We start from the raw sequence: 14,790 nt of genomic DNA, 5'->3' as shown, positions 1-14,790 counted from the left end.
AGGCCCGCCATCACGATGATCAGGCCGTGGTTGGTCTGTGGTGGGTCGATGGTCTCACTGACGGTCTGCGCGACCTTCTGGCCGAGGAACGCGCCGACGAAGTTCATGATCGCCGCCAGGGCGAGCGCCACCCTGGGCGTCAGCGCCCGGGTGGAGACCGAGGTGGCGATGGCGTTCGCGGAGTCGTGGAAGCCGTTCGTATACGTGAAGCCGAGCGCGACACCGATGGTCACGATCAGCGCAAAGGTGTCCACGAGGTTCAGGACTCCTTGACCGCGATGGTCTCCACGGTGTTGGCGACGTGCTCGAACGCGTCGGCCGCCTCTTCCAGCACGTCCACGATCTGCTTGAGCTTCAGCACGTCCATGGCGTCGTACTTGCCGTTGAACAGCTGGGCCAGCAGCTTGCGGTGGATCTGGTCGGCCTGGTTCTCCAGGCGGTTGACCTCGATCCAGTACTCGGTGAGGTTGTCCATGGTCCGCAGACTCGGCATGGCCTCGGCAGTCAGTTCCGCCGCCCTGGCCAGGACCTCGATCTGCTGCTCGACACCCTTCGGGAGCTCCTCGATCTGGTACAGCACGACCAGGTCGACGGCCTCCTCCATGAAGTCCATGATGTCGTCGAGCGACGACGCGAGGTTGTAGATGTCCTCGCGGTCGAACGGCGTGATGAAGGAGGAGTTCAGCTGGTGGAAGATCGCGTGGGTGGCATCGTCCCCCGCGTGCTCCGCTGCCCGCATACGCTCCGCGATCTCGACTCGGGAGGCAGAATCCGCCCCGAGCAGTTCCATCAGGAGTTTCGAGCCCGTGACGATGTTGTCCGCGGAAGCGGAAAACATGTCGTAGAAGCTCGTCTCCCTGGGGGTCAGACGAAAGCGCACGTGGGGTCCTCGGGGTGCTTTGGATTCGGTCAGGCTGATGCTAGGCGCATCATCCGGCCACGGCTAACCGGCGTTCTTCAGTGTCGCGCATCGGGCACAGTGATCAGCACGGCCCCCCGGTCACGTTTCGGCTGGATTCGTTACGATATACCCGGCAGGGGTATACAGACGGTGCGGAACGGCACGAACACCGCCGGCCAAGAGGACAACGGGAGGACTCCATGACCAGCACCGAGACCACCGCGAGCACCGGCAGCGCCGGCGTGACCGGTGCGGAAGCGGTCGTCACCGACCACGACCGGGGCATTCACGGGTACCACCACCAGAAGGAGGAGCACCTCAAGCGGCTGCGCCGCATCGAGGGGCAGATCCGCGGCCTCCAGCGGATGGTGGACGAGGACGTCTACTGCATCGACATACTCACCCAGGTCTCGGCCTCCACGAAGGCCCTGCAGTCCTTCGCGCTCCAGCTGCTGGAGGAGCATCTGCGCCACTGCGTCGCGGACGCCGCGCTCAAGGGCGGTGCGGAGATCGACGCGAAGGTCGAAGAGGCCACCAAGGCGATCGCCCGCCTCCTGCGTACCTGACGGCGGCCGGGAGAACGCGAGGGGGAAGCAGGTCACCCCCGGTGACGGCCCTGCCGGGGAATCGTCGGCGCCGGCTCGGCTGCGTATGCGCCGACGTTGAGCACCTCGTCGATACGGTCGGAACTGAGCCGGTCCTCACATGCGTCCGCTGCCGCGATCATGAGCTCGCCGCACAGTTCGATCTCGGCCAGGGCCACACAGTCCTGAGCGGTCGGAGCGCTGAGCGTCATCACCTGCGTCACCTTTCTCTGCTGTCGCCGATCCCACTGCTGTCGCCGACTCCTGGCGCACCGGCTCCCTAGCGTAGGGAGCGCGGCACGCACCGCGCATGGCACGGACGGACCATTTCGGCCCCCTCCCTACGGCGTTTCCGGGCCACTCGGGCCCTGCTGGACCCGTCCCGTGTAGATGTCCCCCTCCGGAGGAAGCTCCACCCGGACCGGCCCCCCGAAGCCGTACAGCAGCATCGTCGACACCACCGCCACCGCCCGCCCCTCGGTGACGAAGGAGAAGCGGTGGCGCACCTTGCGCAGCAGGCCCTCGTCGTCCAGATAGGCGTCGAAGGGCACCGCATCCGTGCTGAACCCTTTCGCTGCGGCGGCCAGCGCCCCGCGCGAGGAAGGCGAGGCCGCCCGCGCCGCCCGTCCGATGTCCGCGGTCCCCCGGTAGTGCCGGACCGCCACTCCGGCCAGCTCCGTCCGCCCGACGTACGTCACCTCGACCGCGCCGCGCAGCAGCTCGGCGGAGGCTGTCGGATCCGTCACACCACCGGTGACCAGGTTGCCGTCCTCCAGGGCCGTCGTGTCGATACGCACCCATTTGCCGTCGGGCACCCCGGCACCACGGTTCTTCATGTACAGCGCCCCCGGCGCCAGCAGTTCCGTGATCGGCCGGCGCCTGCCCGCCCCGGCGGCGTCCTTCGGCAGCACCACCTCGATCCGGCCGAGCTGCCTGCGGAAGTCGTACGCCCCTTCGCCCCTGATCGTCACCCGGGTCCCGCCGGCCGCGGTCTCCATCGACGTACGCGTCCCGGCGCTCCCCGCACCGGCCAGTTCCTCGGCTGCCCGCCGCACCACAGCCGCCGGAGTGCCGGCCGGGCCGTCCTGGGCGACGGCACGCCCACCGGCACCGCCCTCGGCACCCGCACCGGAACACCCGCTGCCCGTCGTCATCACGCCGGCGACGGCCAGGGCGTACACAACCAGTGCTCCGCCTCCGCACCTGCGCCGCCGCACCACCATCGCCCGCCCCCAACGACGTACATCCGGCCGGATTCCCGCCCGCCTCGCCTAACGACAGCCGGGGCGCCCCGTCACGCCACGGGGCCCCTCGCGGCAGCCGTCCGGCCCACCGGTTCACGGCAGCGGGCCGCCGCAGTACCGTGGATCCGTGCACGAGGACCCCCAAGCCCACGTCCCGGCCCAGGCGCTCGCTCCGACCTCCACACCTCCCGCCGCCCTTGCCCCGCCGCACAGCACCACCACGCTCGAACGAGGCTCGTTCTGCCTGGCGCGGTGCACCTGCGGCTGGTCCGGGCCGGCCCGGCGCTCACGCGACCGGGCCCGCACGGACGCGGAGGAACACCGCTCGTCCCCGGCCGGGGCCCGCCAGAACGCCTAGAGGGCAGGAATCCCGCCGGGGCCCGGGAACCCAAGGCCCCAAGGACCCGAGGAATCCAGGGGCCCAAGGACCAGAGGAACCCAGGGGCCCAGGGGCCCAGGGAGCGAAACGACCGCACGAACTGCCGCATGCGCCGCCCGGCCCATGCGAAAGGGGGGCGTCCCGCACGGGGCGCCCCCCTCGAACCGCCGTATCCCTCCGCCTACGCGGCGAGGTCCCTGTCACCGGGCGCACCGGCACGGCCGGCGCCCGGGCTCGGCTCCGGAATCACGCGCGACTCGCTCCGCCCGTCCGCGTCCGGCACGGTGACCACTCCGCCCGAGCGGACGAGCCGGCCGACCGCGCCCGTACGGGCCACGGCCCCCACGAGAGGCGTCAGCAGCATCATCGCGAGCGGGGCGAGCAGCAGTGCCACGGCGGTGCCGAGCGCGAAGCCGCCGATCACGTCGGTCGGATAGTGCACACCCATGTAGACGCGGCAGAGGCCCTCCAGGAGCGCCAGCCCGATCGCCGCCAGGCCGAATTTCCTGTTGGCCACGAAGAGCCCCACCGCGATCGCCATCGCCATCGTCGCGTGGTCACTCACGAAGGAGAAGTCCGTCTTGCCCTTCACCAGGACTTCGAGTCCCTTGTGGTCGAAGAACGGGCGGGGCCTCTCCACGAATCCCCGGATCGGGATGTTGATGAGCAGTGCGATCCCGGCGGCCAGCGGCGCCCACACGAGGCCGGCGACCGCCGTCACCGAGTCCTCGGTCGTCCCGCGTCGGCGCACGCTCCACCAGCACCACAGGACCAGCAGGACCATGGCGAACATGATCCCGAATTCACCGACGAACTCCATGACCCGGTCGAACCAGGTCGGAGCGGCCTTCGCCAGCCCATTGATGTCGTAGAGCAGGCTGACATCGGGGTTCGACCCATCGAGTGCGAGTCCAGCCATCTGCCGCGGCCCCTTGTCTTTTCTGCTGCTGCTGCGACGCACAACGGCGTGCGTCGCCTTGGTCTGACCCCCGTGGTCGGTGCGGATCCAGTGCCGCGCCACGCCATGATGCCGTCACGCCCGACTGATCCGGGCAGGCACGCATGGTCATGTGCGCATGCTGTCCCAGTCCAGGGAACGGCCTGCCGGCTGCGTACGTTCCGTTCTCCACCGAATGATCACCATGACGTTATCGAAGAGTGACTCATCGTCGCAGCTCAGGGCCTCGGCTTCACGAAGAGTTCCAGCCACGTCCGACTGGGTGTCAGCCTTCCGGGAGCGCGGTGGGAAGCGCGGCGGCGCCATCCTTCGTGACCCTTGTGGCACCGAAGTAATCAGGGGTGTCGATCTTGTCGAACCGGATGACCGCGCCGGTGTACGGAGCGTTGATCATGTACCCGCCGCCGACGTAGAGGCCCACGTGCCGGATGGCCCGCGAATTGTTCAGATCGTCCGAAAAGAACACCAGGTCACCGGGAAGGAGTTCGTCCCGGGAGGGGTGGGGCCCGGCGTTGTACTGGTCGTTGGCCACCCGGGGCAGCTCGATGTCGACCGTCCGGTACGCGGCCTGGGTCAGCCCGGAACAGTCGAACCGGCCCCCCTGCTCGGCCGTGCCGTTCCCACCCCAGAGATAGGGGGTGCCGAGCTTCTTCTGCGCGAAGTAGATCGCCCCGGCAGCCTGTTGCGAGGGCTGCACCCGGCCGACCGGCTTGGCGAAGCTCTTCTCCAGGGACCGGATGATCTTGACGTAATTCTGCGTCTCACTGATCGCGGGCACCCCACCGGACCGGATCACCCGGTAGGCACCCGCGTTGTACGCGGCGAGCATGTTGTCGGTCGGGTCGCCCGGCACCTTCTCGACGTAGCCCGCGAGCTCGCAGTCGTAGGAGGCGGCCGACGGAATCGCATCGGCCGGATCCCAGACGTCCCGGTCCCCGTCCTTGTCCCCGTCGATCCCGTGCGAGGCCCAGGTGCCGGGGATGAACTGCGCGATGCCTTGCGCGGCGGCGTGACTCTGGGCGCGCGGATTCCAGCCGCTCTCCTGGTACAACTGCGCGGCCAGGAGGGCCGGGTTGATGGCGGGGCAGAGGTTGCCCCACTTCTCCACGAGTGGCTGATAACGCGCCGGCACCGCCCCTTTGACCAGCCCGATGGCCCCGCTCGCCCCGGAGATCCCGGCGGCGGCGGAGTACGTACCGACGACGAGCAGGGCGATGAAGCACAGGCCCAGCCCGATCCCACCACCGACGAACACCCAGTATTTCCGCACACCCCAACCATCCCCCATTCGGGCACGGTTCACGACGCGATTCGCTGGTGTGTACGGATAGATGGGTGCATGAGGGGGCGTCAGGGGCGGCTACGAGGGGTCAGGGGGCGCCGGCGGACCAGAAGGGCGAGCGGATGTTGGGGCGGGGGATGTGCTCCATCCCCTCGTAGGTGGGCGCAGTCGCCCGAGTGGTGGACTCGGCCACCTCCGACTCCTCTACGCAGGGGGTGTCGACTTCGAAGAACACCTGGCCTTCTCCTCCGACGATCAGGCTGACGCCGAACCCGTCCTGCGTCTGCGCGAAGATCGCCGGGACGTCCGGGTCATTGTTGATGGACTTCATCCGGTACCCGTTGCTGCGCCAAGAACGATCCACCACGCCCAAGAAGTTGCCTCTGCGCTCAGCTGACACAATGGTCATCACGGCGCGCCTTCTAGTTACGTCACAGCTTCCGACGCTGGTCGTGTCGTGCGTCCACTTCACTTCTGGGTGAATCTTCCCCAGAAGATCATCGAGAATGTCATCCGCTCGCTGCGCAGCCTGCTGCATGTTCATATTGGGCCTCTCACTTCCACCCAAGGGGCCGAGACCGCTTGTGCAACCTGCGAGTAGCAGCACAGCGACCAAACCAAAGGTTAATGTAACGGCTCTGCACCTCATCGGTACTCCTGGGTGTTAATTTTCTCGGAACGCCCTGCAGAAATAAGCGAAATATTATGCGCTGATACCGCGTCTCTCTTCGGGTCGAAGTACTGCGAGTGTGCAGCAATAGAGGGCCCAAAATCTCCTACGAGACCGGGGCCGTCGTCAACACGAAACCTTTTAGCACCGAATGACTCACTCGCTGGATCCTTCCCGAACCAGAGGTCATCGTCTCCTTGATCTGCAACATCACCTGCGACGTAGAGAAGTGGGCCAAACCATGACCCCACGGCACCGGCAGCCGCTTGCTGTTTCGACGGCAAGACAGTCACTACGTCGTTCTCTGCAGCTCCGACGAACACATGCTCTTTCCCCACTCCGAGATCCTCAGCATGGTCGACGCCCACCCCAGGGCTGCCGACCAGAACAATGTCGTCAATTCCGGGAATGCCGCCCCCTTGTTGCGTTGCCGCCGCCCCAACGGTGCGAGACCCATAGGAGTGCCCGATGGCCGTCAAGTGGGGATCTTCGTTTTCGTTGGTCGCGGACAATCCTGCGGTAAATTCACTTAGGCGTTTACCGCCTTCCACCGCCCGCCCATCGCCAGCTACAGACAAACTGCTGAATCCATCAACTGCCTGCGGTGCGTCGTATCCTAGCCATGCCACCGCAGCACTCGAAGGATCGTGATATCGGGAACCCTTCGCAGTGTCCAGAGCGCGCTTCAGGTCATTCTTCGCGAAATCCTCGTCCAGCGAAGTATTCAACCCTGGTACATACGTCGACACGTTCTTCGCCGTATCAGGATTCCCATAGGAAACAATCGCCCGCCCGTTCCCCTCATCGCTGACTCCGAGGAGGAACATCGGAGGCTCACCGGGCTTGACCGCCGCGCCCAACTGCCGGTCGATCTCCCGCAGGCCCGCCAGCTGCGTGATCGACTTCTCGTCATCCCGCCCCTCCAGCTCGCCGATCAACAGCCGCAGATTGTCCCGGTTGGCCGCGTCGCGCACCAGTGCCGGGATTCCGTCCAGGTTCCCGATCTGGTCCGGGTACACCGCGAGGTACTCCTCGCGCTGTTCCTGGGTCAGTCCCGCCCACCAGTCCCGCCGCTCCGCCGGAGAGGCATCCCGCGGGATGGCGTCCTTGAGGTACGCCCCCGCCGCGTCACGGACCTCCGCCGCGTCGCCCGCCGCGTCCTTCCACGTGGAGTCCGGGACTTTCAGGCCCTCCTCCGCCTTCAGCCGGCGCAGGATCCCCGCGTACCGCCAGTCGATCTCGGCCGCCGCCCGCGCCGCCCCGGTCACCCGGTCCGCGATGTCCTGGGCCTTCGCCGCGTGGGGATTCGGCGCCACCAGGCCCGAAGGTGGCACCAGCCCCGGGGACCCGGTCGACGACGCCGTACCGCCCCGCAGGGGTGCACCGTCGATGAGCCCCTCACCCGCCGCCGGATACGTCACCGACCCGTCCGCGTGCACCGTGAACTTCAGCGCGACCGCATCGTCCAACGCCTCTCGCAGCACCCGCTGCTGGGTCTTCATCTCGTGGGAAAGGGAGTTCAGCGTCGTACGCAGGAGCCCGCACTCGGTGTACACGTACTGGAAGTTCCGCCCCAGCTGCCGCAGCCGTGCGACCGCCGCCTGCGCCGCCTCGCCCTCCTGCGTGTCGCGGAGCCCGGTGAGCAACTGCTGTTCGATGCGGTCCCGCGCCGCATCGGCCCGGTTGCTCGACTTGCCCCATCCGTCGGCCGCGCCCTCCAGCTCGGCACAGTTCAGGTCCCGTAACTGCGCCCAGGTCAGCGTCGGCGTCACCGCTCGTCTCCCCCGCACGGTGTCATTGCGGTGAAGGAGGACCTGACGGCCTCGTTCGTGGCTCCCTGCGTCCGTGCGACGGCCCGCAGCTTGGCCGCCAGGCTTCCGCACTCACCCTGCGCCGCCTGGATCCGCCTCTCCCAGGACTCCCGCACGGCCGCCAGCTCCGCGAGCGCGGTCAGCCGTCCCGCACCTGCCAGCAGGCCCTCATGAGCCGCCGCCAGTTCGTGCCGCACGGGTCCCAGATGAGCCGCCAGTCCTTCCGCGCCCCCGGCGGCCCGCAGCCACGGCCCGTCGCTGTGTTTCAGCCTCTGCCCGCAGTCGCCCCGACCCGGCGGTACCGCCGGCTCTCCCTGCCCGCGCATCGCGGTCATAGCGCTCACCCCGTTCTCGATCACGGAGCGGCACTGTGCCAAACACGGTGTACCCGACACGCCGGGCACGGCGATCACACGAGCCGAAGCCCCCGTCCCCGTAAGGGGCCGCCCGCACCGACATCACCCGAACGCGCGACCCGGAACCGACCGGAGAGAGACGCCGTCCCCTCCGGCAACCACCGGACCAGCCGAAAGTTCCCCCATGACCGTGACCTCCAGCGAGACCTCCACCCGCTTCCTCTACATCGCCCGGCACGCCGAGGCGTCCCCGGACGAGACCGAGCTGACGGAGCAGGGCCGGCGCCAGGCGGCCCTGCTCGGTGAACGGCTCCGGGACACACCGCTCGCCGCCGTCCGCCACGGTCCGCTGCCCCGGGCCGCACAGACGGCCCGGCTGGTCCACGAACGGCTCGGGCGGGACATCCCCCTCCAGGTCTCGGAGCCGGCCGGGGACTACATCCCCTACGTGCCGCGACGGGAGGAGCTCCCCACGGAATCGGCGGACCGGTTTCTCGCATTCGTGGAGCAGTTCCCGGAGCCCGAACGCAGCCGGGGACCGGAGCTGGCAGGCGCTGCGCTGGCACGGTTCACCGGAGCGGCGGACGGTGACGGGCCCCGCCACGAACTCCTCGTCACCCACGCCTTCCTGGCCGCCTGGCTGGTCCGGGACGCCCTCGACGCTCCCGCTTGGCGCTGGCTGGGCCTCAACCACGCCAACGCCGCGCTGACCGTCATCCGCTACACACCCGGCAGACCCGCAGCCCTGCTCATGGTCAACGACATGGGTCACCTCCCGAAGGCCCTCCGCTGGACCGGCTTCCCCCCGGAGCTCCGGGCCTGAGGCCGTGGCATCCGGGCCGCCGCCCGCCCCCGGACGGACGGCTCACGAACCACTGTTCACCCGGACGGGCGGCCCGGTGCCATCTCGCTGCTGCCTCACCCGGCCGGCTCGACGGCAGGACAACCGGCGCCACGGGCCGGGACCTTCAGCGAGACCAGATAGGCGTCGACCGTCTCCTGTACGCAGGGACTGCTGCTGTACGTGCCGTGGCCCCAGCCCTCGTACGTGTGCAGGACGGCGCTGCTGCCGAGCTGCTCCGCCACATGGGTGGCCCAGTCGTAACCGGACGCCGGGTCGTGAAGCGAGTGGGTGAGCAGGATGGGCCTGCTGGTCCTCACCTTCAGCCGGTGCTGCGGGTTGTCCGGCTCGGGCGCACCGAGGCAGGCGGATACGGCCATCAGGGCGCGGGGGTACTTCATGTCCGCGGCGATGCTGCTCACGCGGCGCAGTTCCCGCGCGTACCCCTGGTAGCCGCGGACCGGCAGACTCCAGTCCTGGCAGAAGATCTCGAACGCATTCTCCCCGAGCGCGGTTCCTGACCCGCCCGCGGTCGTTCCGGCCGCCTGCGCCGTCTCTACCACCTCTGCCACCTGCGCCGCCTCCGGCACGCTTTCCTTCATTCCGCGCAGTTCCTGGCCCAGCCTCGCCCGCTCGGGGCCGTACAGCCGCTTCATCACCATGACGCTGAGGTCGAACCGGGTCAGCGCCCTGCCGTCGTACGACAGCTCCCCCCGCCCGGCGCGGTCCAGCAGATCCGCCCAGAGTGCCCGCACGTCCGAACCGTGCAGGGCGCAGCTCTCAGTCCTTTCGCACCACGCCACGAACTCGTCGAAGGAGTCCTGGAGCGTGGCGGCCTGGGTGGCGAGGAACTCCCCCGTGCCCAGACTGTGGTCCACCACGGCCTCCAGGACCAGGGCACGGACCCGCTCCGGATACTGCTCCGCGTACTGCGCGCCGAGCAGGGTGCCGTACGAACTTCCGTGGAAGGTCAGGGACTTCTCGCCGAGAGCTGCCCGGACGGCGTCGAGGTCCTTCACCATGCTGAGGGTGTCGACGTGGTCGAAGAGTCCGTTCTCAGTGTTCTTCCTGCAGTCCTCCCGCAGCTCATGGTTGTACTTCGCCGTGGCGTTGAACTCGGCCCGGCTCTTCATGACCGGCGACGGACGCCTGTCCAGAAGCTCCTGCGAGCAGCGGATCGGATTGCTGAGCCCCACACCGCGCGGATCGAAACTGACGATGTCGAACCGGCTGCGGAGGTTGTCGCTGAAGCGGCCCATATTGCCCGCTCCCACGATCCGGTTCACGCCCGAGTCCCCAGGCCCTCCGGGCCCGAACACCAGGGAGCCGGCCCGCGCCCCGGGGCCCGTGGCCCTGCGACGGGCGAGCTGAAGGTCGAACCGCTCCCCGTCCGGCTTCCCCCAGTCCACCGGCACCGAAAGTGCGCCGCACTCCGCCGAGGCATCGCCCTCGCACGGTTTCCACCCGATGCGCGAACCCGCTCCGGCGGGCCCCGGCGCCCACCGCTCACCCGGCGCACCGCCCTCCCCTCGGCCCGGCGTACCGTTCGCGATCTCCACGCCCGTGAAGCTGACCGTCAAGGCCAACACCGCGCCGCAGACGAGGTATGACCGCCCTCTCCGGCTGCGCCCTTCGCCCCATGCCTGACTGTCCACCACAGCGACTGCCCCTCACCTCGTCCGAGGTCCTGAGCATCGTCCGCGCACGTTCCGCCCGGTATCCGGCAAGCCCCTGAAATGCTCCCTAAGGGCTGGGGCTACCCACGTGGTTCGGCCCCGCCTTCGACACGGCCCAGCCCGGCCCGCCTCCGCCGGTTCCGGATCAGGGCAGCCGATCTTCTTCGCGTCGTACATCAGCCAACGTCAACGGTGACGCCGTCAGGTCGGGAGGGCTCGATGAGCGGGCTCACCGCTTTCGGTCACTCACGGCCGCAGCAATTGTCACCGCGCTGCCGACAAGGAGCGGCAGAACCATCGCCGCGAAAAGCCACGTGGGCACGTTCGGGTCCGGCGTGGAACGCCAGAGCATTCCGCAGCCCGCGAGGAACGAGATTCCGATACAGGTGTTGAACAGCAGCAGCGCGCGTGCGGCCCGGCGTGCCGAGGCACGGCTACCGGGCCTGTTGAGCAGGGACGATGTCGCCTGCGCAGCGGCGAACGGTGCAGCGTCGGCATTCGGCAGCTCGTCGCGCGGTATCACTCGTAATGTCAGTTCCGCGCAACCAGCCATCAGCATCGTCACTCCCGCATACACGAAGACCAACACGAACGCGCTGCCGATCGACCTGTCGGTCCAGGCGTCCACTCCGTCGACTCCGATGTGCTTCGGTATCCGATCCGGTAAGTGCGGATAGCGGAGGATTCCCCAAGTCGCCAGCCCGGCAAGAAGGACGGCGTTGGGGAGCAACCACAGCCGGACAGGACGGGAGGAGAAGGCCATGGAACTGATCATCCGATGAGAGCTCGGAGTTGGAAAGAGCTCACCACCTCACGGTACGTTCAGCCCCGCCGTCAGATCTCCCGCGCACACAGCCCGTAGGCGCGCCCTCATCCGCGCCGGGACGGTTCACCGGAAACGCCGTACAGGGGAAACGAGTCCGTGCTCGCCGTCAGGGCGAGGGGCGGAGGAAGAGGGACGCCCTCCCCGCACTTGCCACGCCGCGACTCCTGATACCTGCCCTCGCCGGGCTGCGTGTGCATCGCCCACGTACCGCGCCGGGGGTCCAGGACGAGCAGCGTCCGCACCCCTGCCACCGAGTACCAGTCGGTCTTCTGGCCGATGTCCCTGGCTTTCTCCGACTGGGAGATGACCTCCACGGCCAGCTCCACGTCCGCAGGGTCGGCCAGCCAGTTGTCGTCGTCGTCCCACGCCTCGGGCAACACGACGAGATCCGGTGTGGCGTAGTCGTCGAGGTCGCCGGGCATTGCCGCCGAAGTCACTTCGTACGCCGCGAGCCCTGCCGGCAGCCCCGGGTCCAACTGCAGACGCAGCCGCCTGATCGTCCCCGCGTGCTATGCCACGCGGCGTCGGTGACATCACGAGACTTCCCCCCAGGACCTGCACGCGCAGACCCGCTGCTTCCTCGATCTTCGCGGCGATCTCACGCAGGTTTCCTGGGCGCGGACGCCAGGGCGGGTCAGCAGACATGACGTGTGGTCTCCGTCCCTGCGACGCGGGTGCAGTGCCCGCACGAACGGACTCGGCGGGTGGGCCCGTGTCCCGTCCGGTGGGAATTCCACCGTACTGCCAGTCATATCCGTAAGCCTCTGACATCGAAGCCCTCTCCACCGATCCATCGACAGCTACACAGAGTTACGTCAGGTCACTCCACTGACAATCCGGCTTCCCCGCACATTCGACCCACAGCACTTTCCCGCCCTGCCCCGGCAGCCCGCCCCTGATCGGGTACGCACCCCAGCTCTTCGCGCACTCCCTTACGATCTGCAGCCCACGCCCCCGCTCGGCCAGGGCACACGGTTCCTCCGGAACGCCGCCGAACGGTTCCGGAATCACCGGATTGCTGTCCCACACCCCGACCCGTACCCGATTGCGCCCCGCCCCGCGCAGCCGGAGCGAGTACGGCGCCGAGGAGTGCCGGTACGCATTGGTGACCAGCTCGCCCGCCAGCAGCTCGGCGGTCTCGATGAGATCCCGCATCCCGTGCACCGCCAGCACGGTCCGCAGAGTCGCCCGGGCGATACCGGGGCCACGGGGATCCTGCGGAAGTTGGAGGGTGTACGCCCAGGGCGGCGTTACGGTGGCCATGGCCATGGAAGTCTCCGTTCACGGAGGAGCGTCGGGATGTGCGTGTCGCATGGCCCGGTGACGAGACCGCTCCGTCGAGCGGGGTACTTCCGGGCGGGTGGCCTGGGTCACAGACTAGGCTCTCGCAAGGATTACTTGCTTTATTCGACCGGAATCCTTGATTTGAACCACTCGTGTGAGTGACGCTCTGCAACACAGCTGACCCCAGGGAGAGTTCATATGGCAGGTAGGGCAGCACCCACTGCACGCCGCGCACGGCTGGGCGCGGAACTGCGCAAGCTACGCGAGCGTGCCGGGCTGACCACCACACAGGCCGCAGATCTCCTGGGTACGAGCGCAGGGCAGCTCAGCAACATAGAGGTGGCACGGTTCGGCGTCAGTGCAGGCAGGGTGCGGGTAGCCGCACAGGCATATTCCTGCACGGATCAGACACTGATCGCCGCTCTGGTCGACATGACAGGCGACCGTAAGCGCGGCTGGTGGGAGGAGTACAGGGACATCCTGCCTCCAAAACTCCTTGATCTGGCCGAGATCGAACACCATGGCACGAGCCTGCGGGCTGCGCACAGCATGCACATCCCCGGCCTCGTACAGACGGTGGATCACGCACGCGCGATCCACCGGCAGGCCGTACCCGAGATCTCTCCACCCGAGATCGAGCACCGGGTCTCCTACCGCATGAAACGCCAGACCGTCCTGTACCGCGACAATGCCGTGCCGTACCGCGCCCTCATTCATGAAGCCGCCCTGCGCATGCAGTTCGGCGGCCCGGCCGTTGCCCGCGCCCAGCTTCAGCATCTGCTTGAGGTGAGCGAGCACTCCCATGTGTCAATCGGAGTCATCCCGTTCTCCGCCACGGACTACCCCGGGTCCGGGCAGTCCGTGTACTACGTGTCGGGCCCGGTCCCTTCCCTTGACACCGCTCAACTCGACCAATCCCACGGCCCGGTCTTCATCGACTCCGAAGCCCAGCTGTCCCAGTACCGACTACTGCTCAACCGCCTGGATGCTGTCGCACTGCCGAGGGTTCGATCGCGAGACCTCATCCACGCCATCGCCCGACAACTGTGAAGGAACGAAGATGCCCGCGACCGACTGGCAGAAGTCGTCCTACTGCGCACAAGGCGAAGCGTGCATACACGTCGCCGCCGACCAGGACTCCGTCGCGCTCACCGAGAGCAGCGACCCCGGCGGCGCGATACTCCGGACGAGCCCGTCCGCCTGGGCCGCCCTCATCCGCACCGTCAAGGTCGCCCACGGCCGTGGGTGACCTTCCCGCCGACCTCACCTGGACCCGCGCCGCCCCCGAGGACGCCGAGGGCCCTGGCCCCTGGATCGAGATGGCGTTCGGACCCGGGGAGCTCGTGCACCTGCGTGGGACCGACGATCCCGGCACGGTCGTGACCACCACCGCGCAGAAGTGGGAGGCGTTCGCCAAGGGCGTCGTGGCCGGCGAGTTCGACCACTTCGCCGAGGCCGGCGCCATCCCCGGGGGCAGCTGAGGCGCCCGAAGCGGCGTCCACGCGCCGCACCTGCATGCCGAGGTCATCCCGCAGCGGGCGAGGCCGATTATCTCTCCGCTCTGCGCACGGAAATCTATCCCGGTGAGAGTAGACATTGGGTAGCCGTGCAGCTATGGTTTCTTACGTAACCGAGATCGAGAAGGGCCCGGCAGAGACGAACTGCCGGGCAGCAGTACACGCAGAGCGGTGCGGTGGTGGAGTTCCGAAGCCTGAGCGGTTGCAGGACGGCGACGGGACTGACGACCGGACCGGGGGGCCCGCAGTCATCAGGGGCCGCCACGAGCCGTGCCGCGGCCCGCAGGCCGGGTCCGCGGACACGAATGGCCGGCGCAGCATGAGAGCCGGCAGATGGTGGAGCAGTTCCTTAGGGGCCCCGGTGCCGTTGCGGCGCCGGGGCCCCTCCACGCATTCCACTTCCACGGAGAGGTAGCGAGGGCAGCGGACGACTCGTCCGGCCGTCTCGATGACCTCGATGA

The 14,790-nt window shown here is 68.2% G+C and carries 19 protein-coding genes; 6 read left to right on the top strand and 13 right to left on the bottom strand.

All coding sequences use genetic code 11. The features are described 5' to 3' along the window. Both VN520_RS39420 and VN520_RS39415 read right to left on the bottom strand, forming a co-directional pair. The coding region (locus VN520_RS39420; RefSeq protein WP_325751775.1) for an inorganic phosphate transporter at nucleotides 1-254 on the bottom strand (254 nt) is incomplete at its 3' end. A 5-nt stretch (nucleotides 255-259) separates the two neighbouring features. Continuing rightward, a complete protein-coding gene (locus VN520_RS39415) occupies nucleotides 260-880 on the bottom strand; it encodes a DUF47 domain-containing protein (protein ID WP_325751774.1) in 621 nt (206 codons plus the stop codon). A 221-nt stretch (nucleotides 881-1,101) separates the two neighbouring features. Here VN520_RS39415 and VN520_RS39410 point away from each other — a divergent pair, with 221 nt between their 5' ends. Next, complete coding sequence (locus VN520_RS39410; RefSeq protein WP_325751773.1) at nucleotides 1,102-1,467, top strand: metal-sensitive transcriptional regulator; 366 nt, start codon at nucleotides 1,102-1,104, stop codon at nucleotides 1,465-1,467. A 32-nt stretch (nucleotides 1,468-1,499) separates the two neighbouring features. Here the strand turns inward: VN520_RS39410 and VN520_RS39405 are convergent, their stop codons facing one another. Then, nucleotides 1,500-1,700: a hypothetical protein gene (locus tag VN520_RS39405; protein ID WP_414720089.1), complete on the bottom strand. Its 201-nt coding sequence runs from the start codon at nucleotides 1,698-1,700 to the stop codon at nucleotides 1,500-1,502. Between the two features lie 126 nt (nucleotides 1,701-1,826). Next, the gene (locus VN520_RS39400; RefSeq protein ID WP_325751771.1) at nucleotides 1,827-2,708 is read right to left on the bottom strand and encodes a hypothetical protein; all 882 of its coding nucleotides are present in this window, start codon (nucleotides 2,706-2,708) and stop codon (nucleotides 1,827-1,829) included. 148 nt (nucleotides 2,709-2,856) lie between these two features. Between VN520_RS39400 and VN520_RS39395 the strand changes: the two genes are divergently transcribed. Then, nucleotides 2,857-3,087 carry a hypothetical protein gene (locus VN520_RS39395; protein WP_325751770.1) on the top strand — a complete coding sequence of 77 codons (231 nt, stop codon included), beginning with the start codon at nucleotides 2,857-2,859 and terminating at the stop codon, nucleotides 3,085-3,087. 202 nt (nucleotides 3,088-3,289) lie between these two features. On the opposite strand, the gene VN520_RS39390 is transcribed toward VN520_RS39395, so the two are convergent. The 5 genes from VN520_RS39390 to VN520_RS39370 form a co-directional block, all read right to left on the bottom strand. Continuing rightward, entirely contained in the window at nucleotides 3,290-4,027 is a 738-nt protein-coding gene (locus VN520_RS39390) for a phosphatase PAP2 family protein (protein ID WP_325751769.1), read from the bottom strand. Between the two features lie 304 nt (nucleotides 4,028-4,331). Continuing rightward, nucleotides 4,332-5,321, bottom strand: a complete 990-nt coding sequence (locus VN520_RS39385) for a bifunctional lytic transglycosylase/C40 family peptidase (protein ID WP_325751776.1) — start codon at nucleotides 5,319-5,321, stop codon at nucleotides 4,332-4,334. Nucleotides 5,322-5,436: 115 nt separating this feature from the next. Beyond that, complete coding sequence (locus tag VN520_RS39380; RefSeq protein ID WP_325751768.1) at nucleotides 5,437-5,892, bottom strand: hypothetical protein; 456 nt, start codon at nucleotides 5,890-5,892, stop codon at nucleotides 5,437-5,439. A gap of 101 nt (nucleotides 5,893-5,993) precedes the next feature. Next, nucleotides 5,994-7,790 (bottom strand): alpha/beta hydrolase, encoded by a 1,797-nt coding sequence (locus VN520_RS39375; RefSeq protein WP_325751767.1) that lies wholly within the window; start codon nucleotides 7,788-7,790, stop codon nucleotides 5,994-5,996. Beyond that, complete coding sequence (locus VN520_RS39370; RefSeq protein ID WP_325751766.1) at nucleotides 7,787-8,188, bottom strand: hypothetical protein; 402 nt, start codon at nucleotides 8,186-8,188, stop codon at nucleotides 7,787-7,789. The genes VN520_RS39375 and VN520_RS39370 overlap by 4 nt, the downstream gene beginning before the upstream one ends. 181 nt (nucleotides 8,189-8,369) lie before the next feature. Here VN520_RS39370 and VN520_RS39365 point away from each other — a divergent pair, with 181 nt between their 5' ends. Then, nucleotides 8,370-9,008, top strand: a complete 639-nt coding sequence (locus VN520_RS39365; protein WP_325751765.1) for a histidine phosphatase family protein — start codon at nucleotides 8,370-8,372, stop codon at nucleotides 9,006-9,008. A 95-nt stretch (nucleotides 9,009-9,103) separates the two neighbouring features. On the opposite strand, the gene VN520_RS39360 is transcribed toward VN520_RS39365, so the two are convergent. The 4 genes from VN520_RS39360 to VN520_RS39345 all read right to left on the bottom strand — a co-directional run bounded on the left by VN520_RS39360 (nucleotide 9,104) and on the right by VN520_RS39345 (nucleotide 12,797). Beyond that, nucleotides 9,104-10,615 (bottom strand): alpha/beta hydrolase, encoded by a 1,512-nt coding sequence (locus VN520_RS39360; protein ID WP_325751764.1) that lies wholly within the window; start codon nucleotides 10,613-10,615, stop codon nucleotides 9,104-9,106. 316 nt (nucleotides 10,616-10,931) lie between these two features. After that, nucleotides 10,932-11,465: a DUF1648 domain-containing protein gene (locus tag VN520_RS39355; protein WP_325751763.1), complete on the bottom strand. Its 534-nt coding sequence runs from the start codon at nucleotides 11,463-11,465 to the stop codon at nucleotides 10,932-10,934. A gap of 107 nt (nucleotides 11,466-11,572) precedes the next feature. Further along, nucleotides 11,573-11,965, bottom strand: coding sequence for a Uma2 family endonuclease (locus VN520_RS39350; protein WP_325751762.1), 393 nt, complete (start codon nucleotides 11,963-11,965; stop codon nucleotides 11,573-11,575). 373 nt (nucleotides 11,966-12,338) lie between these two features. Next, nucleotides 12,339-12,797, bottom strand: a complete 459-nt coding sequence (locus VN520_RS39345; protein ID WP_325751761.1) for an ATP-binding protein — start codon at nucleotides 12,795-12,797, stop codon at nucleotides 12,339-12,341. 213 nt (nucleotides 12,798-13,010) lie between these two features. Here VN520_RS39345 and VN520_RS39340 point away from each other — a divergent pair, with 213 nt between their 5' ends. Genes VN520_RS39340 through VN520_RS39330 form a run of 3 tightly spaced genes read left to right on the top strand, consistent with a single transcriptional unit; the run spans nucleotide 13,011 to nucleotide 14,293 of the window. Beyond that, nucleotides 13,011-13,862, top strand: a complete 852-nt coding sequence (locus VN520_RS39340) for a helix-turn-helix transcriptional regulator (protein WP_325751760.1) — start codon at nucleotides 13,011-13,013, stop codon at nucleotides 13,860-13,862. 10 nt (nucleotides 13,863-13,872) lie between these two features. Next, a complete protein-coding gene (locus VN520_RS39335) occupies nucleotides 13,873-14,061 on the top strand; it encodes a DUF397 domain-containing protein (protein ID WP_325751759.1) in 189 nt (62 codons plus the stop codon). Further along, nucleotides 14,054-14,293: a DUF397 domain-containing protein gene (locus VN520_RS39330; RefSeq protein ID WP_325751758.1), complete on the top strand. Its 240-nt coding sequence runs from the start codon at nucleotides 14,054-14,056 to the stop codon at nucleotides 14,291-14,293. The genes VN520_RS39335 and VN520_RS39330 overlap by 8 nt, the downstream gene beginning before the upstream one ends. Nucleotides 14,294-14,790 lie beyond the last annotated feature (497 nt).

The sequence above is a fragment of the Streptomyces sp. genome (genome assembly GCF_035563135.1).
In the GTDB taxonomy this organism is placed as follows: Bacteria; Actinomycetota; Actinomycetes; order Streptomycetales; family Streptomycetaceae; genus Streptomyces.
This window is presented reverse-complemented; position numbering and strand designations above follow the sequence as displayed.

What these genes read in the sequence shown, in the direction of transcription:
- VN520_RS39335 (WP_325751759.1), top strand. Translation starts at nt 13,873, where the DNA reads ATGCCCGCGACCGACTGGCAGAAGTCGTCCTACTGCGCACAAGGCGAA.
- VN520_RS39390 (WP_325751769.1), bottom strand. Translation starts at nt 4,027, where the DNA reads ATGGCTGGACTCGCACTCGATGGGTCGAACCCCGATGTCAGCCTGCTC.
- VN520_RS39355 (WP_325751763.1), bottom strand. Translation starts at nt 11,465, where the DNA reads ATGGCCTTCTCCTCCCGTCCTGTCCGGCTGTGGTTGCTCCCCAACGCC.
- VN520_RS39380 (WP_325751768.1), bottom strand. Translation starts at nt 5,892, where the DNA reads ATGAACATGCAGCAGGCTGCGCAGCGAGCGGATGACATTCTCGATGAT.
- VN520_RS39345 (WP_325751761.1), bottom strand. Translation starts at nt 12,797, where the DNA reads ATGGCCATGGCCACCGTAACGCCGCCCTGGGCGTACACCCTCCAACTT.
- VN520_RS39410 (WP_325751773.1), top strand. Translation starts at nt 1,102, where the DNA reads ATGACCAGCACCGAGACCACCGCGAGCACCGGCAGCGCCGGCGTGACC.
- VN520_RS39365 (WP_325751765.1), top strand. Translation starts at nt 8,370, where the DNA reads ATGACCGTGACCTCCAGCGAGACCTCCACCCGCTTCCTCTACATCGCC.
- VN520_RS39400 (WP_325751771.1), bottom strand. Translation starts at nt 2,708, where the DNA reads ATGGTGGTGCGGCGGCGCAGGTGCGGAGGCGGAGCACTGGTTGTGTAC.
- VN520_RS39340 (WP_325751760.1), top strand. Translation starts at nt 13,011, where the DNA reads ATGGCAGGTAGGGCAGCACCCACTGCACGCCGCGCACGGCTGGGCGCG.